At 57.2% G+C, this 16,672-nt stretch carries 18 protein-coding genes; 4 read left to right on the top strand and 14 right to left on the bottom strand.

What is annotated here, in order from left to right; translation table 11 throughout:
* Complete coding sequence (locus tag AVO44_RS14220; RefSeq protein ID WP_068338088.1) at positions 1-594, bottom strand: NAD(P)H-dependent oxidoreductase; 594 nt, start codon at positions 592-594, stop codon at positions 1-3.
* Between the two features lie 101 nt (positions 595-695).
* Between AVO44_RS14220 and AVO44_RS14225 the strand changes: the two genes are divergently transcribed.
* Entirely contained in the window at positions 696-1,277 is a 582-nt protein-coding gene (locus tag AVO44_RS14225) for a TetR/AcrR family transcriptional regulator (protein WP_068338090.1), read from the top strand.
* Between the two features lie 16 nt (positions 1,278-1,293).
* Here the strand turns inward: AVO44_RS14225 and lpdA are convergent, their stop codons facing one another.
* The 12 genes from lpdA to mdh form a co-directional block, all read right to left on the bottom strand.
* Entirely contained in the window at positions 1,294-2,682 is a 1,389-nt protein-coding gene (lpdA, locus tag AVO44_RS14230) for a dihydrolipoyl dehydrogenase (RefSeq protein WP_068338091.1), read from the bottom strand.
* A gap of 72 nt (positions 2,683-2,754) precedes the next feature.
* Positions 2,755-3,165, bottom strand: coding sequence for an MAPEG family protein (locus tag AVO44_RS14235; RefSeq protein ID WP_068338093.1), 411 nt, complete (start codon positions 3,163-3,165; stop codon positions 2,755-2,757).
* A gap of 136 nt (positions 3,166-3,301) precedes the next feature.
* On the bottom strand, positions 3,302-3,571 hold the full coding sequence (locus AVO44_RS14240) for a hypothetical protein (protein WP_068338094.1): 270 nt from the start codon (positions 3,569-3,571) through the stop codon (positions 3,302-3,304).
* Positions 3,572-3,573: 2 nt separating this feature from the next.
* A complete protein-coding gene (gene odhB / locus AVO44_RS14245; protein ID WP_068338096.1) occupies positions 3,574-5,091 on the bottom strand; it encodes a 2-oxoglutarate dehydrogenase complex dihydrolipoyllysine-residue succinyltransferase in 1,518 nt (505 codons plus the stop codon).
* Positions 5,092-5,094: 3 nt separating this feature from the next.
* Positions 5,095-8,052, bottom strand: coding sequence for a 2-oxoglutarate dehydrogenase E1 component (locus tag AVO44_RS14250; protein ID WP_068338098.1), 2,958 nt, complete (start codon positions 8,050-8,052; stop codon positions 5,095-5,097).
* 39 nt (positions 8,053-8,091) lie between these two features.
* Positions 8,092-8,796, bottom strand: a complete 705-nt coding sequence (locus AVO44_RS14255) for a sulfotransferase family 2 domain-containing protein (RefSeq protein ID WP_068338100.1) — start codon at positions 8,794-8,796, stop codon at positions 8,092-8,094.
* A 57-nt stretch (positions 8,797-8,853) separates the two neighbouring features.
* Positions 8,854-9,396 (bottom strand): DUF805 domain-containing protein, encoded by a 543-nt coding sequence (locus AVO44_RS14260; protein ID WP_068338102.1) that lies wholly within the window; start codon positions 9,394-9,396, stop codon positions 8,854-8,856.
* Complete coding sequence (locus AVO44_RS14265; protein WP_068338104.1) at positions 9,393-9,938, bottom strand: DUF805 domain-containing protein; 546 nt, start codon at positions 9,936-9,938, stop codon at positions 9,393-9,395. Before AVO44_RS14265 ends, AVO44_RS14260 begins: the two co-directional genes overlap by 4 nt.
* 19 nt (positions 9,939-9,957) lie before the next feature.
* Positions 9,958-10,839 carry a succinate--CoA ligase subunit alpha gene (sucD, locus tag AVO44_RS14270; RefSeq protein WP_068338108.1) on the bottom strand — a complete coding sequence of 294 codons (882 nt, stop codon included), beginning with the start codon at positions 10,837-10,839 and terminating at the stop codon, positions 9,958-9,960.
* A gap of 42 nt (positions 10,840-10,881) precedes the next feature.
* Complete coding sequence (locus AVO44_RS21065) at positions 10,882-11,043, bottom strand: hypothetical protein (protein WP_157769983.1); 162 nt, start codon at positions 11,041-11,043, stop codon at positions 10,882-10,884.
* A 234-nt stretch (positions 11,044-11,277) separates the two neighbouring features.
* Positions 11,278-12,471, bottom strand: coding sequence for an ADP-forming succinate--CoA ligase subunit beta (gene sucC, locus AVO44_RS14280; RefSeq protein WP_068338112.1), 1,194 nt, complete (start codon positions 12,469-12,471; stop codon positions 11,278-11,280).
* Between the two features lie 426 nt (positions 12,472-12,897).
* Positions 12,898-13,860, bottom strand: coding sequence for a malate dehydrogenase (gene mdh / locus AVO44_RS14285; protein WP_068338114.1), 963 nt, complete (start codon positions 13,858-13,860; stop codon positions 12,898-12,900).
* Positions 13,861-14,021: 161 nt separating this feature from the next.
* Here mdh and AVO44_RS14290 point away from each other — a divergent pair, with 161 nt between their 5' ends.
* Positions 14,022-14,777 (top strand): sulfite exporter TauE/SafE family protein, encoded by a 756-nt coding sequence (locus tag AVO44_RS14290; protein ID WP_068338116.1) that lies wholly within the window; start codon positions 14,022-14,024, stop codon positions 14,775-14,777.
* Here the strand turns inward: AVO44_RS14290 and AVO44_RS14295 are convergent.
* Positions 14,774-15,073: a hypothetical protein gene (locus tag AVO44_RS14295; protein WP_068338118.1), complete on the bottom strand. Its 300-nt coding sequence runs from the start codon at positions 15,071-15,073 to the stop codon at positions 14,774-14,776. The two genes, AVO44_RS14290 and AVO44_RS14295, sit on opposite strands and share 4 nt — an antisense overlap.
* A gap of 170 nt (positions 15,074-15,243) precedes the next feature.
* On the opposite strand from AVO44_RS14295, the gene AVO44_RS14300 reads away from it, so the two are divergent.
* Together AVO44_RS14300 and AVO44_RS14305 are read left to right on the top strand one after the other, a co-directional pair.
* Positions 15,244-16,101 (top strand): HpcH/HpaI aldolase/citrate lyase family protein, encoded by an 858-nt coding sequence (locus tag AVO44_RS14300; protein WP_068338120.1) that lies wholly within the window; start codon positions 15,244-15,246, stop codon positions 16,099-16,101.
* A 6-nt stretch (positions 16,102-16,107) separates the two neighbouring features.
* Positions 16,108-16,662, top strand: coding sequence for an NnrU family protein (locus AVO44_RS14305; RefSeq protein ID WP_068338122.1), 555 nt, complete (start codon positions 16,108-16,110; stop codon positions 16,660-16,662).
* Positions 16,663-16,672: the final 10 nt, after the last annotated feature.

Below are 16,672 nucleotides of genomic sequence, written 5' to 3' on the forward strand. Positions count from 1 at the left end.
CTACACCGCAGCCGCACCGATTTTGGCGACTTGTGAAACCCAGCGCTCGACACTGCCGGGCTTTGGATAGCTGGCACCCGCAAAATAGGTGAAACGTGTTGGTTTGAAGCCGACAAATCCAAGAATTTGATCACGGACCTGCCGAATGAGGGCTTGCCGGTAAATCAGCCGCATGAACCAGCCCGGCGTGTCAGACGTCAGGATGACACGAGCCGTACGTCCTGCCAGCATCGGGGCTGGAAGTCCCAGCTTGCTGATGTTTCTTGTGTCGAAGGTGCGTCCCGGGATGAACATCCGGTCAATCAAGCCTTTCAGCTTGGCCGGCAACCCGCCCCACCACATCGGTGTTGTGAGGACCAGATGGTCGCTCCATTCGATGTCCTGAAGAACCTGTTCCAACACGGGCTCAAGCGGTTTGAAGTCTTGATAGTTGCCCTGACCAAAGTCGTGATCGAACTGCATTTCGCTGAGGTGAACCATTCGGACATCGTGGCCATTCTTTTCGGCCGCGTCTTTGTAGGTTTCAGCGAAAGTGCGGGACAGGCTGCTTTCAGCGGGGTGCCCATCAAGGATGATGATTTTTTTCCGTTGCATCGGGATTCTCCAAAATTGACCGTGGTCACTTTGTAAATCAATAAAATGACCGCGGTCAATAAAAAATTTGACCGCGGTCAAAAACTATGCAAATTGGGCCTATGCAAAAGACAACTCAAAAACGCACTCTGAAAACTCGGGCGCGCCTTATCGAAGCCTCGGAAAACCTGATCACCACTGGCGGATACGAGGCCCTGAGGGTCGAAGACGTTGTGCAAGCGGCCGGTGTGGCCAAAGGTACGTTCTTCGCACATTTCCGCGACAAGGACGCGTTGATGGAGATTCTGATTGGCGCAAAGTTGGATAGGTTTCTGGACAGTGCCGAAGCCCGGACGCCACCCAGGACCGTGTCAGAGATCATAGCCGCGCTGGAGCCAGTCCACAGATTCATGACATCCGAGCGATACGTTTTTGATCTGTTGATCAGATATTCAGGCGCGACGGCTGTTGCGGAAATAGGACCGATTGCCCATTTTTTCGAGCGATACTTTCGCCTTGTAACGATGTGGCTTGAAGCAGCAGATGTGCGGAAGGACGTAACGCCTGAACTTCTTGCAGAAGGGGTGCAGGCCTTTGCCATTCAGGCCATGTCGCTAAGGTTCTGCGCCCTGCACGCGGCCACCACATTCAGTGACAGGTTAGAGACCTATCTGGACGCGTGGTTGACCCCGCCGACCGGTTAGCCGGCGGGGCAGTAAGTTAGCTGTGAATCGGGCCGTCACCGCAGGCCAGTGCCGCTTCTCGTACCGCTTCGGAATAGGTCGGGTGCGCATGGCAGGTCAGGGCCAGATCTTCGGCTGACGCGCCGAACTCCATTGCGACGCAAACCTCATGGATCAGATCGCCTGCTGCCGGGCCGATAATGTGGGCACCAAGTATCCGGTCAGTTTCCTTGTCAGCCAGAATTTTGACGAACCCATCCGCCGCAAAATTCGCCTTGGCGCGGCCGTTCCCCATGAACATGAACTTGCCCACCTTAAAGGCGCGGCCTTGGTCTTTCAGGGTTTCTTCGGTTTCGCCGACATTGGCGACCTCGGGCCAGGTGTAGATTACCCCCGGAATGACGCCATAATTGACGTGGCCATGTTTTCCGGCGACCTGTTCCGCGGCGGCCATGCCTTCGTCTTCGGCCTTATGCGCCAGCATCGGGCCTTCGGTGACATCGCCGATGGCATAGATGCCGGGTACGTTTGTCTGCCAGTCAGAGCCCACCTTGATCTGACCGCGCTGGGTCATTTCAACGCCCAGCGCCTCAAGCCCAAGACCGTCCGAGAATGGCTTGCGCCCGGTGGCGACCAGAACGGTATCCGCCTCAATCACGTGTTCGCTGTCATCCTTGCGCAGCTTGTAGGTGACTTTTGCCTTGGTCTTGGTCGCTTCGGTCTTTTGTACCGCTGCGCCCATGACAAAGTTCAACCCCTGTTTTTTCAGAATGCGCTGAAACGTTTTCTGAACCTCGGGGTCCATGCCCGGCGTGATCACGTCGAGGAATTCGATCACGGTAACTTCGGCGCCAAGACGTTGATACACCGAACCCAGTTCCAGACCGATCACGCCCGCACCAATGACCACCATCTTTTTCGGAACCTTGCCAAGCGACAGCGCACCGGTCGAGGTCACGACAACCTTCTCATCCACGTCAACGCCCGGCAGCGAAGCCGGTTCAGAGCCCGAAGCGATGATGATGTTCTTGGCCGTGTGAACTTCGTCGCCCACTTTGACCTGACCTGCTGCGGGGATCGAGCCCCAACCCTTTAACCAGTCGATCTTGTTTTTCTTGAACAGAAACTCGATGCCCTTGGTATTACCCTCAATGGTTTCGTCTTTGTAGACCTGCATCTGTTTCCAATCGACCGAGGGGCTTTTCCCCTTCAGGCCCATCTTGGCAAAGTTATGCTCGGCCTCATGCAGTTGGTGGCTGGCATGCAGCAGCGCCTTGGACGGGATGCAGCCGACGTTCAGGCACGTGCCGCCCAGCGTGTCTCGTCCTTCTACAACGGCGGTTTTCAAGCCCAGTTGGGCACAGCGAATAGCGCAGACATAGCCGCCGGGGCCAGCGCCGATTACGATGACGTCATAGTTTGCCATGAAAGGTCTCCTTGAGTAGTCGGGCTGTGGCAGAGCAGACACCACCTGCGCACAGGCTGTAAACTGGCGTTATCAAAAAAGCACCGCCAAAAGCATGAAAGTTGTTGCGAGGAAACCAGCGAACCAGATCAGAGTGCGCCAGGGCGACAAGCCAAAAAAGTAAGCCGGTACGTAGAGTATGCGGGCGATCAGATAGATCCACGCACATGCCGCGGTAAATCCGGTGCCTGCGTCTGCGACCGTGACGGTGGTGCAGGCTATGGTGAACAGGATCAATCCTTCGAAATGATTGTTCAGCGCACGGTATAAACGGCCGGTCTCGTCCGATAGCTGGTCTTCCAGCGATCCTTTCAGACGCGAGCGGTCGCGTGGGGACATGGTTTTACCCGGTCCCAGTTCGATATTCGCGGGTATCGCCATCAGGGCATATTGCACGACCTGCAACAGTGCGGCCAAGGTTAGTGCCGTTAGTTCAGGTGTCATGTCTTGCAATCTCCGAATGTGTGGGCGTTCCTGAAGTGAAAGTCCAACACAGATCGCAGTTGTGGCCCCTTACTGGGTTTGGCGGCGCGGACGCCGCCAGATATTCGATATGTTTCATGTACACCGGGCATCATGCCTACTCGGGCGAAAGCACTTTGACCTGAATATGCGCGACGCCGCCGCGTTCGTGATGCATGGCAAGTTCCTCGGATTCGAGAAAAGCCGTGGCCCGCTCAAGATCCGAGATCTCGAACAGAGCAACGGCGTGATCGGGTCGCGCTGGATCGCGCCAGACGTGAAGGTCATGAATTCCGGCAGATTTGCGCACTGCCGTATCTTCACGGAACACCTTCAGCCAGGCATCGAAATCCGCCACATCAGCTTGCCAAAGCACATGCGTTGCCATGATTACAGGTCCATCAGCAGGCGGCGTGGATCTTCCAGCGCCTCTTTCACGCGAACAAGGAACGTGACCGCGCCTTTGCCGTCCACGATCCGGTGGTCGTAAGACAGTGCCAGATACATCATCGGACGGATTACAACCTGACCGTTGATTGCCATCGGACGATCCTGGATTTTGTGCATGCCCAGAATACCTGATTGCGGGGGGTTCAGGATGGGGGAAGACATCAGCGAGCCGTAGACGCCACCGTTTGAGATGGTGAAGGTACCGCCCTGCATCTCGGCCATCGACAGTTTACCGTCGCGGGCGCGCTTGCCTTTTTCGGCGATGGCCTTCTCGATAGCGGCAAAGGACATCGAGTCCGCGTCGCGGATCACCGGAACCACAAGGCCAGTCGGTGTACCGGCGGCCACGCCCATATGGACAAAGTTCTTATAGACGATGTCGGTGCCGTCGATCTCGGCATTCACCTCGGGCACTTCCTTCAGCGCATGGCAGCACGCCTTGGTGAAGAAGGACATAAAGCCCAGACGCACGCCGTGCTTCTTCTCGAACTGGTCCTTGTACTGGCTGCGCAGGGCCATCACCTCGGTCATGTCCACCTCGTTATAGGTGGTCAGCATCGCGGCGGTGTTCTGGCTGTCTTTCAGGCGCTTGGCGATGGTCTGGCGCAGGCGGGTCATCTTGACGCGTTCTTCGCGCGCAGCGTCATCCGCAGGAACCGGCGCGCGTGGCGCGGCGGTCGGAGCAGGAGCCGGTGCGGGCGCAGGTGCAGTAGCAGTTGCGACTGCCTTGGCCACGTCTTCCTTCATGATGCGGCCATCGCGACCGGTGCCGGTGACCTGATCAGCACTCAGACCAGCCTCGGCCATCGCTTTTTCGGCCGAAGGTGCGTTAGCTACGTCTTTACCAGCCGTCGCTGCGGCCGGGGCTGCTGCAGCAGCTACCGGAGCCGCGGCGGGGGCCGTCGCAGCGCCCGCGCCCGAGATCACGGCCAGCTTGGCCGTTGCATCCACGGTCGTGCCTTCAGGCGCGACGATTTCGGACAGAACGCCTGCGGCAGGCGCTGGAACCTCAACAGAGACCTTGTCAGTTTCAAGCTCGCAGAGCATTTCGTCTTGCGCCACGGCGTCGCCCACCTGCTTGAACCACGTGGATACCGTGGCCTCGGTGACCGACTCGCCCAAGGTGGGAACCATCACGTCGACACTGCCAGCGCCAGCGGCCGGTGCGGCGTTGGGTGCGGGTTCAGCGGCGGCAGCAGCCGGGGCCGGAGCTGCACCTTCGCCTGCGGCAATAGTCGCAAGCAAGGCGTCAACACCAACGGTTTCACCCTCGGCGGCGACGATTTCACCCATGACACCGGCAGCAGGGGCCGGAACCTCAACCGTTACCTTGTCTGTCTCAAGCTCACAGAGCATCTCATCCACAGCCACGGCATCACCGGGTTTCTTGAACCAGGTCGCAACCGTGGCTTCGGTGACGGATTCGCCAAGCGTGGGAACACGAACTTCAATTGTCATCGTTTACTTTCCTTCGAGGCTCAGCGCTTCGTTCACGAGCGCCTCTTGTTGAGCTTTGTGTTGGCTGGCCAGACCCGTCGCGGGTGAAGCCGAGGTTGCGCGGCCGACATAGGTTGGCCTTGTGTGTTTGGCGCCGATGCGGGTCAGCACCCATTCGATATTGGGTTCGATAAATGTCCAGGCGCCCTGGTTCTTGGGTTCTTCCTGACACCAGACCATCTCAGCCCCTTTAAAGCGCTCAAGCTCGTTGATCAGCGAGTGCGCCGGGAACGGATAGTATTGCTCGATCCGCAGCAGGTAGATGTCGTCGATCCCGCGTGCGTCGCGTTCTTCCAGCAGGTCGTAATAGACCTTGCCCGAACACAGAACGACGCGTTTGATCTTCTTGTCGGCCACCAGCATGGTGTCCGAGTTGCCCTGTTGCGCGTCGTCCCACAGCACCCGGTGGAAGCTGGAGCCGGTGGTGAAATCCTCGACCGTGCTGACTGCCAGCTTGTGCCGCAACAGCGACTTCGGCGTGACCAGAATCAGCGGTTTGCGGAACGTCCGGTGCAATTGGCGGCGCAAGATGTGGAAGTAGTTCGCCGGTGTCGTGCAGTTCGCAACAATCCAGTTGTCCTGACCGCACATCTGCAAGAAGCGCTCCAGGCGGGCCGAGCTATGTTCGGGGCCTTGCCCTTCGAACCCGTGCGGCAGCAGCGTCACCAGACCCGACATGCGCAGCCATTTGCTTTCGCCCGAGCTGATGAACTGGTCAAACATGATCTGCGCACCGTTGGCAAAGTCACCAAACTGCGCCTCCCAAAGGGTCAGCGCGTTGGGTTCGGCAAGCGAATAGCCGTATTCGAAGCCCAAGACCGCGTATTCCGAGAGCATCGAGTCGATCACTTCGTATTTCGACTGCCCTTCACGGATGTTGTTCAGAGGGTAATACCGCTCTTCGGTTTCCTGATGCACGAAGCCCGAGTGGCGCTGACTGAACGTGCCGCGTGTCGCATCCTGCCCGGACAGGCGTACCGGATACCCTTCGGTCAGCAATGACCCAAAGGCTAGCGCCTCACCCGTTGCCCAGTCAAAGCCTTTGCCGCTGTCGAACATCTGCTTCTTGTGATCTAGCAGGCGCGAGACGGTTTTGTGCACCGCGATATCGGCGGGCGCATGCGTCAGGGCCTTGCCGACTTCGGCGAATGTCTCGGGCGAGATTGCAGTTTCACCGCGGACATATTCCTCTTTGTTTTTGTTCAGATGCGACCAACGCCCATCCAGCCAGTCCGCCTTGTTCGGCTTGTAATCCTTGCCGGCGTCGAACTCATCGTTCAGATGCGCCTGGAAGGCGGCTTTCATATCCTCGATCTCGCCTTCCGGGATCAGGCCGTCTTGGACCAAACGCTCAGTATACAGAGACAGCGTGGTCTTATGGGTCTTGATCTTCTTGTACATGATCGGGTTGGTAAACATGGGCTCATCGCCCTCGTTATGACCAAACCGGCGATAGCAGAAGATGTCGATGACCACGTCCTTGTGGAACTTCTGGCGGAACTCGGTCGCAACCTTGGCAGCGTGCACCACCGCTTCGGGGTCATCGCCGTTCACGTGGAAAATCGGTGCCTCGACCATCAGCGCGATATCCGTCGGATACGGAGAAGACCGCGAGAAGTGCGGTGCGGTGGTAAAGCCGATCTGGTTGTTCACAACGATATGCATGGTGCCGCCGGTCTTGTGCCCGCGCAGGCCCGAAAGGCCAAAGCCTTCGGCCACAACACCTTGACCGGCAAAGGCCGCATCACCATGCAGCAGGATACCCATCACCGCAGTACGATCGGTATCGTTCAGTTGGTCCTGCTTGGCGCGGACCTTGCCCAGCACCACGGGGTTCACCGCCTCAAGGTGCGAAGGGTTCGCGGTCAGCGACAGGTGCACGCTGTTGCCGTCAAACTCGCGGTCGCTGGAGGCGCCGAGGTGATATTTCACGTCGCCGGACCCATCCACGTCTTCGGGTTTGAAGCTGCCGCCCTGGAATTCGTTGAAGATCGCGCGATAAGGTTTACCCATCACGTTGGCAAGGATGTTCAGACGCCCCCGGTGCGGCATACCAATCACGATATCCCGTATGCCCAGGGCACCGCCACGCTTGATGATCTGTTCCATCGCAGGGATCAGCGCCTCACCGCCGTCAAGACCAAAGCGCTTGGTGCCCATGTATTTGACGTGCAGGAATTTCTCAAATCCCTCGGCCTCGACCATCTTGTTCAGAATGGCCTTGCGGCCTTCCTTGGTGAACTGGATTTCCTTGCCGTATCCTTCGATCCGTTCCTTCAGCCAAGCGGCCTGTTCAGGGTCAGAGATGTGCATGTATTGCAGCGCGAAGGTGCCGCAATAGGTGCGTTTCACGATCTCAACGATCTGGCGCATACTGGCCATCTGCAGGCCCAGAACGTTGTCGATAAAGATCGGGCGGTCCATGTCGGCCTCGGTGAAGCCGTATGTCTTGGGGTCCAGTTCTGGATGTGTACTGGCAGCACGCATGCCCAGCGGGTCAAGATCGGCGGCCAGATGGCCCCGGATACGATAGGCCCGGATCAGCATCAGCGCGCGCAGACTGTCCAGAACGGCGCGTTTGATCTGATCATCGCTGACCTCAACGCCCTTGTCCGTTGCCTTTTCCTTGATCTTCTTGCCCGCTGCTTTGGCGTCAATCTCTGACCATTCGCCTGTGAGCGCTCCGGTCAGGTCATCGGCTGGCATCGGCGGCCAGTCGGTCCGCGCCCAGGAGGGCCCTTCAGCCTCTTTCTGAACGTCCGGAGAAGCGTCCCCCATGGCCTTGAAAAACTCGGCCCATGCGGCGTCTACCGCACCGGGGTTCTTGGTGTATTGGGCATATAGCTGCTCCAGATACTCGGCATTGTGTCCCTGCATAAAGCTAGAGGCGTGAAATGCGGAATTGGGCGTATGTTCGGTCATGTGCGAACCTCGAATGGGTAGGCGGTTTCGGTTTTGGTTTCAGTGTTGCGGCTGGTCTGGATAACCCAGTGTATCAAATACCCAGGCCATGTTTCGTCGAACGACATCTATTGTTTCAGGGTCATAATAGTCTGGCACAGGTATGCCCTTTCGTCTTTCTTTCATGGATTTGTCGTGTCCGAGTTTAAAACCGTTTTCCGGCAGACCAAATCCAGCGAGCGTTTCTTTCAAGTCGGCGACAAGGTGTTCTTTGCGAATGAAACGATCAACAATCAGTTTATTATCGATCGAAACGATGTCCCAATCTATCGACCATGTGCCCGACAAGACGAACGATCTGAACTGCTCGAATTCGGTTTTCGCGTCCTCCGAAGGCAGATTCTTCTGGTATTTCATAAAATGAAACTGCGACACCACCCGGTCGAAAGGATCGCGGACATTTGCGATCTTGGTATAGCTGTCAAATGTCTTGGCACCCAGGTTTTCCCTTACGTTTATGGCCGACATATGATTGCGCCAAGGGTGTTTGTGCCTGTGCCACAACCGCAGAATGCGATGGGTGTTCTGCGTTCTGGGTCCACGTGCCCCCACAATCCCATGTTTTGAGATCCTGACCTCTCCGTTCGGCAACTCACCCAGCCCCGGTTTTTCACACAAGGGCTGCAGGGCTTTTTCGGTCGAGGTGCCCGCCGTTTTGGTCGTCTTCAGGTAAATGAACTTGTGCTTGTGGCAAACCAGGACCATCTCATTGATCCTTTCCGGTTTGTGGCTGAGTGAAACCAGATTTTCCTGCGTGTCCGATCATGGGGCAACCTCATGCGGGTTCGGGCCGTATTGGTTGGCGCCCGGTTGGCTGGGGCGGGTCAGCCACCACAGCACCAGAAGAGGCGACACAAAAAGGATCAGCAGTGTCGGAATGACGATCAACAGCGTGGCGCGGGTGAACAGGATGTCCAGATTGCCGCCATGCTGGAAATGGGACGCCAGGCCGATGCCGAAGATCAGAACCGCGCCAGCGCCGAGGATCAAAAGGATCGGCAGCAAGGCATAAAGCCCACTGCGCCCGGTATCATGCATCCGCCGCCACGCGACGGCCAGATGTGGGAAGAATACGATCAGGCTGACGATGCTTTGCACCGGTTGCGAGGACGTTGCGGTAACGGATTTCACCTCATCGCTCTGGCTGACCGAGACTTGCGTGAAGAACTGCCAGTCGATGATCCCTGCGATGATGTTCCAGATCACGATGAACAGGAAAAAGAACCAGTATTCGGGCCGCGAGGCTCTCCCAGAGAATGTGAAGAACTTGGAGAAACAGGTGCGGATGGCGTCGGAGAAGGTCATGCGGTTAACTCCGAAGCATTTGGCCCGTATTCGTTGGTTCCGGGTTCAGAAGGAGTTGTGCCCCACAATACGATTACTACGAATCCCAAGAGCGAAAGCACAAGTTGTGGTACCCCTAGCAGGAAAGCAAAAATCAAAGCTAATTTCACCGAAATCAGCCCTAACAGACCCACAAAAAAGGACAGCATAGGGCCAAAGAAAAAAGCTAGAAAAAGCGCGAGCCAAGCATACCAACCCGGGAATCCAATATCGTGCACTCGACGTGTGAGCATTGCCGCAAAAGGTACGAGGACCAAAAGCGACACAACGAGGCTTCCAATTCGAGGGCTGTAATCAGTGACATTGGATATCTCGTGCGTCTGTTCACCGGTCAGCAAATCTGTAGTCGTGGTAAACTCTTGATAAGTCGTCGGACCAAGAGCCAATAGATCGAATGTCAGAGCAGCTAACAGCAATAACAATATCGGAGTCACATACATCCAGTATTCCGAGCGGGAGGCCCGCCCGGAAAATGACAGAAGTGTTTTGACACTAAACTGCATAGCTCTGCGCTGATTCCTATCAACCAATCGCTTCCAGCACAGCCTCGCCCAGCTGCGCCGGGCTTTCGGCCACGACGATACCGGCGCTGCGCATGGCTTCGATCTTGTCCTCGGCACCGCCTTTGCCGCCGGCGACAATCGCGCCCGCGTGGCCCATGCGGCGGCCCGGAGGGGCTGTGCGGCCTGCGATGAAACCGGCAACTGGCTTTTTGCGGCCCTTCTTGGCCTCATCCGCCAGGAACTGCGCGGCTTCTTCCTCGGCCGAGCCACCGATTTCACCGATCATGATGATCGACTCGGTTTCGTCATCGGCAAGGAACCATTCCAGCACGTCGATATGCTCGGTCCCTTTGATCGGGTCGCCGCCGATGCCGACGCAGGTGGATTGGCCCAGACCCACATCAGTGGTCTGCTTGACGGCCTCATAAGTCAGGGTGCCCGAACGTGACACAACACCGACCGAGCCGCGCTTGTGGATGTGACCGGGCATGATGCCGATCTTGCAGGCGTCAGGCGTGATGACACCGGGGCAGTTCGGGCCGATCAGGCGCGATTTGCTGCCTTCCAGCGCGCGTTTCACCTTCATCATGTCCAGAACCGGGATGCCTTCGGTGATGCAGACGATCACTTCCATCTCGGCATCAATCGCTTCGAGGATCGAGTCGGCCGCAAAGGGAGGCGGCACGTAGATCACGCTGGCATTGGCTTCGGTCACATGCTTGGCCTCGTGGACCGAGTTGAACACGGGCAGGTCAAGATGGGTCATCCCGCCTTTGCCGGGGGTCACACCGCCGACCATCTTGGTGCCATAAGCAATGGCCTGTTCAGAGTGGAATGTGCCCTGCGAGCCGGTAAAGCCCTGACAGATCACTTTGGTTTTTTCGTCGATGAGGACTGCCATTTTTAGGAGTCTCCTGAATTTGCCGCGCGATGAGCGCGAGTGTTAAGCCTCCGAGGCGATAACCGCCCCTCCAAGTTTTTTTCCTTCGGCTTTGCCGCCATGGGAGTGATGCAAACGAATGACTTCAAAACGTTCTGCACCATTCGATTGAACAAACACGGAGTCGATCTTGGCGCGGCTCATGGACTTTTCGATTTCGGCCATCGCGTCTCTCCAGTGATCGAAGAGTCCCAAATCTCGGTAAAGGTTGCCGGATTGTCTGACTAGCGCTGCGGAGACAGGGCCATCTTTCAATGAGCATACTTCTCGCATTTGGGAAACGTAGATTGTGTCAGCTCGATTTGGGTCAGCTAGACGGTTCTCCTTCGCAACAAAGATCACGATGACCAGTGCAGCGAAGGCTAACAGCGCTATGGCTTCTCCCACTCCCATTTCAGCTTAACCCTTAACCGCTTTCACGATCTTCTCAGCACCGTCTTTCAGGTTGTCCGCCGCGATCACGTCCAGGCCAGAGGTGTTGATGATCTCTTTGCCTTTCTCGACATTCGTGCCTTCCAGACGTACGACCAGCGGAACCTGCAGGCCGACCTCTTTCACCGCTGCGACAACGCCCTCGGCGATGACGTCACAGCGCATGATGCCGCCGAAGATGTTGACCAGAATGCCTTTGACGTTCGGGTCCGAGGTGATGATCTTGAACGCTTCGGTCACTTTCTCTTTGGTCGCGCCGCCGCCCACGTCGAGGAAGTTGGCAGGCTCAGCCCCATACAGCTTGATGATGTCCATGGTGGCCATCGCCAGACCGGCACCGTTCACCATGCACCCGATCTCACCATCCAGAGCGATATAGTTCAGGTCGTATTTCGACGCTTCCAGTTCCTTGGGGTCTTCCTCGGTCTCGTCGCGCAGTTCGGCGATGTCGGGGTGGCGGTAGACTGCGTTGCCGTCAAAGCCGACCTTGGCGTCCAGCACTTTCAGATCACCTTTGTCCGAAATGATCAGCGGGTTAATCTCCAGCATCTCCATGTCCTTCTCGACGAAGGCGGCGTAAAGCTGGCTCATCAGTTTGACGCATTGCTTGACCTGCGCGCCTTCCAGCCCCAGCGAAAAGGCGATGCGGCGGCCATGATAGGGTTGGTAGCCGGTCGCAGGATCGACCGAGAAGGACAGGATTTTCTCGGGCGTGGCAGCAGCAACCTCTTCAATGTCCATGCCGCCCTCAGTCGAGCAGACGAATGAGATGCGACTGGTCTGACGATCTACCAGCAGGGCCAGGTACAATTCGCGTTCGATGCCAGACCCGGCTTCGATATAAATGCGGTTGACCTGCTTGCCTGCGGGGCCGGTCTGATGCGTGACCAGTGTGCGGCCCAGCATCTTCTTCGCTTCTTCGGCGGCTTCTTCCACCGACTTGGTCAGACGTACACCGCCCTTTTCGCCGGCATCGGCTTCTTTGAAAGACCCCTTGCCGCGACCACCTGCGTGGATTTGTGCTTTGACAACCCAAAGGGGGCCATCCAGTTCACCGGCTGCGGTTTTGGCTTCCTCGGCGCGCAAAACCGCGCGACCTTCGGAGACCGGAGCGCCATAGCTGCGAAGAAGAGCTTTGGCCTGATATTCGTGAATGTTCATCGAAACTGTCCCGTCTGACTACGATTAAGTCGTTATAGACGGCTGTAGAGCAGAAATATAAAGGCTTTTTTGCTGCCTTAGGACTTTTTCGCTAAGATTTTCGACTTTTGTGATCACAGAATTTTTGGGTGTGATCACAAGATACCCGTTGATGTGGGCCGATTGATTTGAGCAGCCGCATCGATTCTTCAAATCAACACCTGGGGCAATCGCCTACCCGATAGTCCTGAGTGCGGTTACGACCCGAGAAAAATGATCGCGTCGTGTTGCATTCCGCAGACCAGGTTTGGAGGCATGTCGGATTTTATCAGAGTTGACGGAAAGAATGTTAGACGCGCGCCGATAGCAGAACCCGAACAGGTCAGCCAAACAAAAAATGCGCGCCCGAAGACGCGCATTCAGAATCATAGTCGGTTACACCGAGTTTTATGCCAACGAGTTGTCGATGCCTTTGCAAGCCTCGATCAGACCCTTCACAGCATTGACCGAGTTGTCGAATCCGGCTTGCTCTTCATCGTTCAGGGTGATGTTGACGATTTTTTCAATGCCGCCAGCCCCGATTACGGTGGGGACACCTACGTACATGCCAGTCACACCAAGCTCACCATCGCAATAGGCGGCGCAGGGTAGGACGCGTTTTTGGTCTTTCAGATATGCCTCGGCCATTTCAATCGCCGACGTTGCCGGGGCGTAGAAGGCTGATCCTGTTTTCAGCAGACCAACAATCTCGGCGCCGCCGTCGCGGGTGCGCTGTACGATCGCGTCCAGCTTGTCTTGCGAGGTCCAGCCCATTTTGACCAGATCGGGCAGCGGGATGCCCGCAACGGTCGAATAGCGAACCGACGGCACCATGGTATCTCCGTGGCCGCCCAGAACGAAGGCAGTGACGTCTTTCATGGACACACCGAATTCTTCGGCCAGGAAGTGCCGGAACCGGGCCGAGTCCAGGACGCCAGCCATGCCGCAGACCTTATTGTGCGGCAGGCCAGAGAATTCGCGCAGTGCCCAGACCATCGCATCCAGCGGGTTGGTGATGCAGATGACGAAGGCGTCAGGCGCATGGGCGGCGATGCCTTCACCGACGGATTTCATGACTTTCAGGTTGATCCCCAGCAGATCGTCACGGCTCATCCCCGGTTTGCGCGGTACACCTGCCGTTACGATGCAGACATCGGCACCTGCGATATCCTCGTAGGACTGGGTGCCTTTCAGCTTGGCATCAAAACCCTCTGAGGGCCCGGATTCAGCGATGTCGAGCGCTTTGCCTTCGGGGATGCCTTCGGCGATGTCGAACAGGACGACATCACCCAGTTCTTTCATTGCTGTGAGGTGGGCGAGCGTGCCGCCGATCTGACCTGCGCCGATCAGCGCGATCTTGGGTCTGGCCATTTGGATTGTCTCCGGTCGGTTTTGAAGTCGCGGTTGTGCTAGTCGGTAAATGACTTTCGCGCAAGGGTTATGCAGCGCGGCATGCAACCGCATACAGTTTGCACCGGGCGCGCTGATTGCGCTAAACGGCTTTTTAGACAAGCCAATATACGGGATGCCGCATGTTCGAACTGAACCTGATGTTTTTTGCCGTCGCAATTCCGGCGGTGATCTTTGCGGGCATCTCGAAGGGCGGGTTCGGGTCAGGCGTGGCCTTTGCGTCGTCGTCGATTCTGGCGCTGATACTTGAGCCGGGGCAGGCGCTTGCACTGATGCTGCCCATTCTGATGGTCATTGATGTGGCGACCCTTGGCCCGTATTGGAAACGCTGGAGCTGGCCTGACTCGCGCTTGTTGATTTTGGGTGCAGTCCCTGGGGTCGCGCTGGGCGCTTGGCTATACCGCGCGACCGATGATGACCTGCTGCGTTTGCTGATTGGCGGAATCTCGGTCGGATTCGTAGCCTGGCATTTCGCCCAGAGCAAAGGCCTGATCCGCGGCTTTGAAAAAAGACTGCCGCCAACTGCCGGGTTGTTTGCCGGGCTGGTCGCCGGGTTTACCAGTTTTGTCAGTCATGCCGGCGGGCCGCCTGCAGCTGTTTATCTGCTGTCGCAACGCCTGACGAAGACCGAGTTTCAGGCATCCACTGTGCTGGTCTTCTGGGTCATCAACATCACGAAATTCGTTCCCTACGCCTTTCTCGGTATGTTTACCTGGCACACGGCATGGGCTGATCTGCTGTTGACACCTTTTGCACTGCTGGGTGCCTGGCTGGGCGTCCGGGCGCATTTCATGCTGTCCGAACGGCTGTTTTTTGGCATTGCCTATGTATTGCTGATCATTACTGGCAGCAAACTGATCTGGGATGCCTTGACTTAGATATTGGGTGGAAGGGCTTCTGTGATTGCCTCATAGTCCCGACCCGCTGCGACCAGGCAGCTTGTTCCGTCCGGCAGCGTTACCGTGATCGTCCAGCTGCCGGTCTGATCCGAAGCAAAAAGCTCCATTATCGCACCTTGTCGCGCGAGTCCGATGGCGTGGCGCGTTTCGCCATACGTGCCTGCCAGTCGTTTCACCATTTCGTCGCGTGGGGCGCAGGTGCGGGCCTGTACCTGCTGAGCGGCCAGCACCATGATACCAAGGCCCGTCGTCAATTTGATCAGCATGTTTTTCATCTGCAAACTCTCCTGATTCCATCTGGCCTTCAGCTTGGGGTTGGCGGACCCAAATTAAGTTAAGCCTACGCACGTTGCTTGGCTCATGCTGCGTTGCGGCGATTTTGTCCTTGAACTTTCCAGAAAAAAATGCCCCATTTCGCGCAATTTTGTTGCAAAGGGAGAGGCCAATGGACGCCCGTCAGCGCCCCTATCGCTCAGTTTTGTACATCCCCGGCTCGCGCGAGCGGGCACTGGACAAAGCCCGCACCTTGCCGGTGGATGCGATCATCTTTGATCTCGAAGACGCGGTGGCCGCTGAGGAAAAGGCAAATGCGCGCCAAACGCTGAGCGGGGCGCTGGCGGCTGGTGGCTACGGTGAACGCGTCAAGATCGTACGCATCAACGGCTTGGATACAGAATGGGGCCGCGCCGATGCCGAGGCGGTCCGTGATATGGACGCTGATGTTGTGTTGCTACCCAAGGTGAACGCAGCCGCTGACGTGGACGCCCTTGCTGCCATCACGGGTGACAAGCCGGTCTGGGCGATGATGGAAACGCCGCGCGGCATGCTGAATGCAGCTGAGATTGCGGCTCATCCGCTGATGGCAGGTTTTGTGATGGGCACAAATGATCTGGCCAAAGACCTGCAAACCCGGTTCCGCGCCGACCGCCTGCCGCTGATGACCTCATTGGGTTTATGCCTGCTGGCCGCCAAGGCCGAGGGGCTGATCATTGTCGACGGGGTATACAACGCGTTCAAAGACACTGATGGTCTGGCCGCTGAATGTGAGCAGGGCCGCGATATGGGTTTTGATGGCAAGACTCTGATTCACCCGGCGCAGATCGATATCGCCAACGCGGCTTTTGCGCCATCGCAGGCTGAGATTGATCTGGCGCGCCGTCAGATTGCTGCGTTTGAAGAGACCGAGGCGCAGGGTCAGGGTGTTGCAGTGGTCGATGGGAAGATCGTTGAAAATCTGCATGTTGTAACAGCCCGCGAAATTCTGGCAAAAGCAGAGGCGATTTCAGCTTTGCAAGCGGGGTAGGCCAGTATGGGCTTTGTTCTTCTGATCCTTGGGGTGGCACTGTGGTGGGCCGCCCATTTGTTCAAACGTGTCATGCCCACGCAACGCGCGGCGATGGGCGACGCGGGCAAGGGCGCGGTGGCGCTGTCACTGGTTGCTGCAATCCTGTTGATGATCTTCGGCTATCGCATGACCGATTTCATCTATGTCTGGGCGCCACCGGCATTCATGATCCACATCAACAACCTTTTGGTGCTTATCGCGATCTATCTGATGAGCCCGGCCGGAACCAAGGGCCGCTTGCTGCACAAGCTCCGCCACCCGATGCTGGGCGGGTTCAAGCTGTGGGCTTTCGCGCATCTTCTGGTCAATGGCGATCTGGCTTCGATCATTCTGTTCGGCGGCCTGCTGGCTTGGGCGGTGGTCGAGGTGATTGTCATCAACCGCTCCGAGCCTGAATGGACCCCCGGTGAGCCCGGCACCTTCGGCAAGGACGCGATGTTCTTTGCTGGCTCGATCGTGCTGTTGGGCATCATCGGTTACATCCACGGGCTGGTTGGTCCTTGGCCATTTCCGTCGTAAGGAGCTGATG

The organism is Ruegeria profundi (assembly GCF_001507545.1).
Lineage (GTDB): Bacteria > Pseudomonadota > Alphaproteobacteria > Rhodobacterales > Rhodobacteraceae > Ruegeria > Ruegeria profundi.

Bases quoted from the DNA above. Each gene is read 5' to 3' on its own strand.
- sucD (WP_068338108.1), bottom strand. From the start codon at position 10,839: ATGGCAGTCCTCATCGACGAAAAAACCAAAGTGATCTGTCAGGGCTTT.
- AVO44_RS14225 (WP_068338090.1), top strand. From the start codon at position 696: ATGCAAAAGACAACTCAAAAACGCACTCTGAAAACTCGGGCGCGCCTT.
- lpdA (WP_068338091.1), bottom strand. From the start codon at position 2,682: ATGGCAAACTATGACGTCATCGTAATCGGCGCTGGCCCCGGCGGCTAT.
- AVO44_RS14260 (WP_068338102.1), bottom strand. From the start codon at position 9,396: ATGACCTTCTCCGACGCCATCCGCACCTGTTTCTCCAAGTTCTTCACA.
- sucC (WP_068338112.1), bottom strand. From the start codon at position 12,471: ATGAACATTCACGAATATCAGGCCAAAGCTCTTCTTCGCAGCTATGGC.
- AVO44_RS14255 (WP_068338100.1), bottom strand. From the start codon at position 8,796: ATGGTCCTGGTTTGCCACAAGCACAAGTTCATTTACCTGAAGACGACC.
- mdh (WP_068338114.1), bottom strand. From the start codon at position 13,860: ATGGCCAGACCCAAGATCGCGCTGATCGGCGCAGGTCAGATCGGCGGC.
- AVO44_RS14235 (WP_068338093.1), bottom strand. From the start codon at position 3,165: ATGACACCTGAACTAACGGCACTAACCTTGGCCGCACTGTTGCAGGTC.
- AVO44_RS14300 (WP_068338120.1), top strand. From the start codon at position 15,244: ATGGACGCCCGTCAGCGCCCCTATCGCTCAGTTTTGTACATCCCCGGC.
- AVO44_RS14220 (WP_068338088.1), bottom strand. From the start codon at position 594: ATGCAACGGAAAAAAATCATCATCCTTGATGGGCACCCCGCTGAAAGC.
- AVO44_RS14250 (WP_068338098.1), bottom strand. From the start codon at position 8,052: ATGACCGAACATACGCCCAATTCCGCATTTCACGCCTCTAGCTTTATG.
- AVO44_RS14295 (WP_068338118.1), bottom strand. From the start codon at position 15,073: ATGAAAAACATGCTGATCAAATTGACGACGGGCCTTGGTATCATGGTG.
- AVO44_RS14305 (WP_068338122.1), top strand. From the start codon at position 16,108: ATGGGCTTTGTTCTTCTGATCCTTGGGGTGGCACTGTGGTGGGCCGCC.
- odhB (WP_068338096.1), bottom strand. From the start codon at position 5,091: ATGACAATTGAAGTTCGTGTTCCCACGCTTGGCGAATCCGTCACCGAA.
- AVO44_RS14290 (WP_068338116.1), top strand. From the start codon at position 14,022: ATGTTCGAACTGAACCTGATGTTTTTTGCCGTCGCAATTCCGGCGGTG.
- AVO44_RS14265 (WP_068338104.1), bottom strand. From the start codon at position 9,938: ATGCAGTTTAGTGTCAAAACACTTCTGTCATTTTCCGGGCGGGCCTCC.
- AVO44_RS14240 (WP_068338094.1), bottom strand. From the start codon at position 3,571: ATGGCAACGCATGTGCTTTGGCAAGCTGATGTGGCGGATTTCGATGCC.
- AVO44_RS21065 (WP_157769983.1), bottom strand. From the start codon at position 11,043: ATGGCCGAAATCGAAAAGTCCATGAGCCGCGCCAAGATCGACTCCGTG.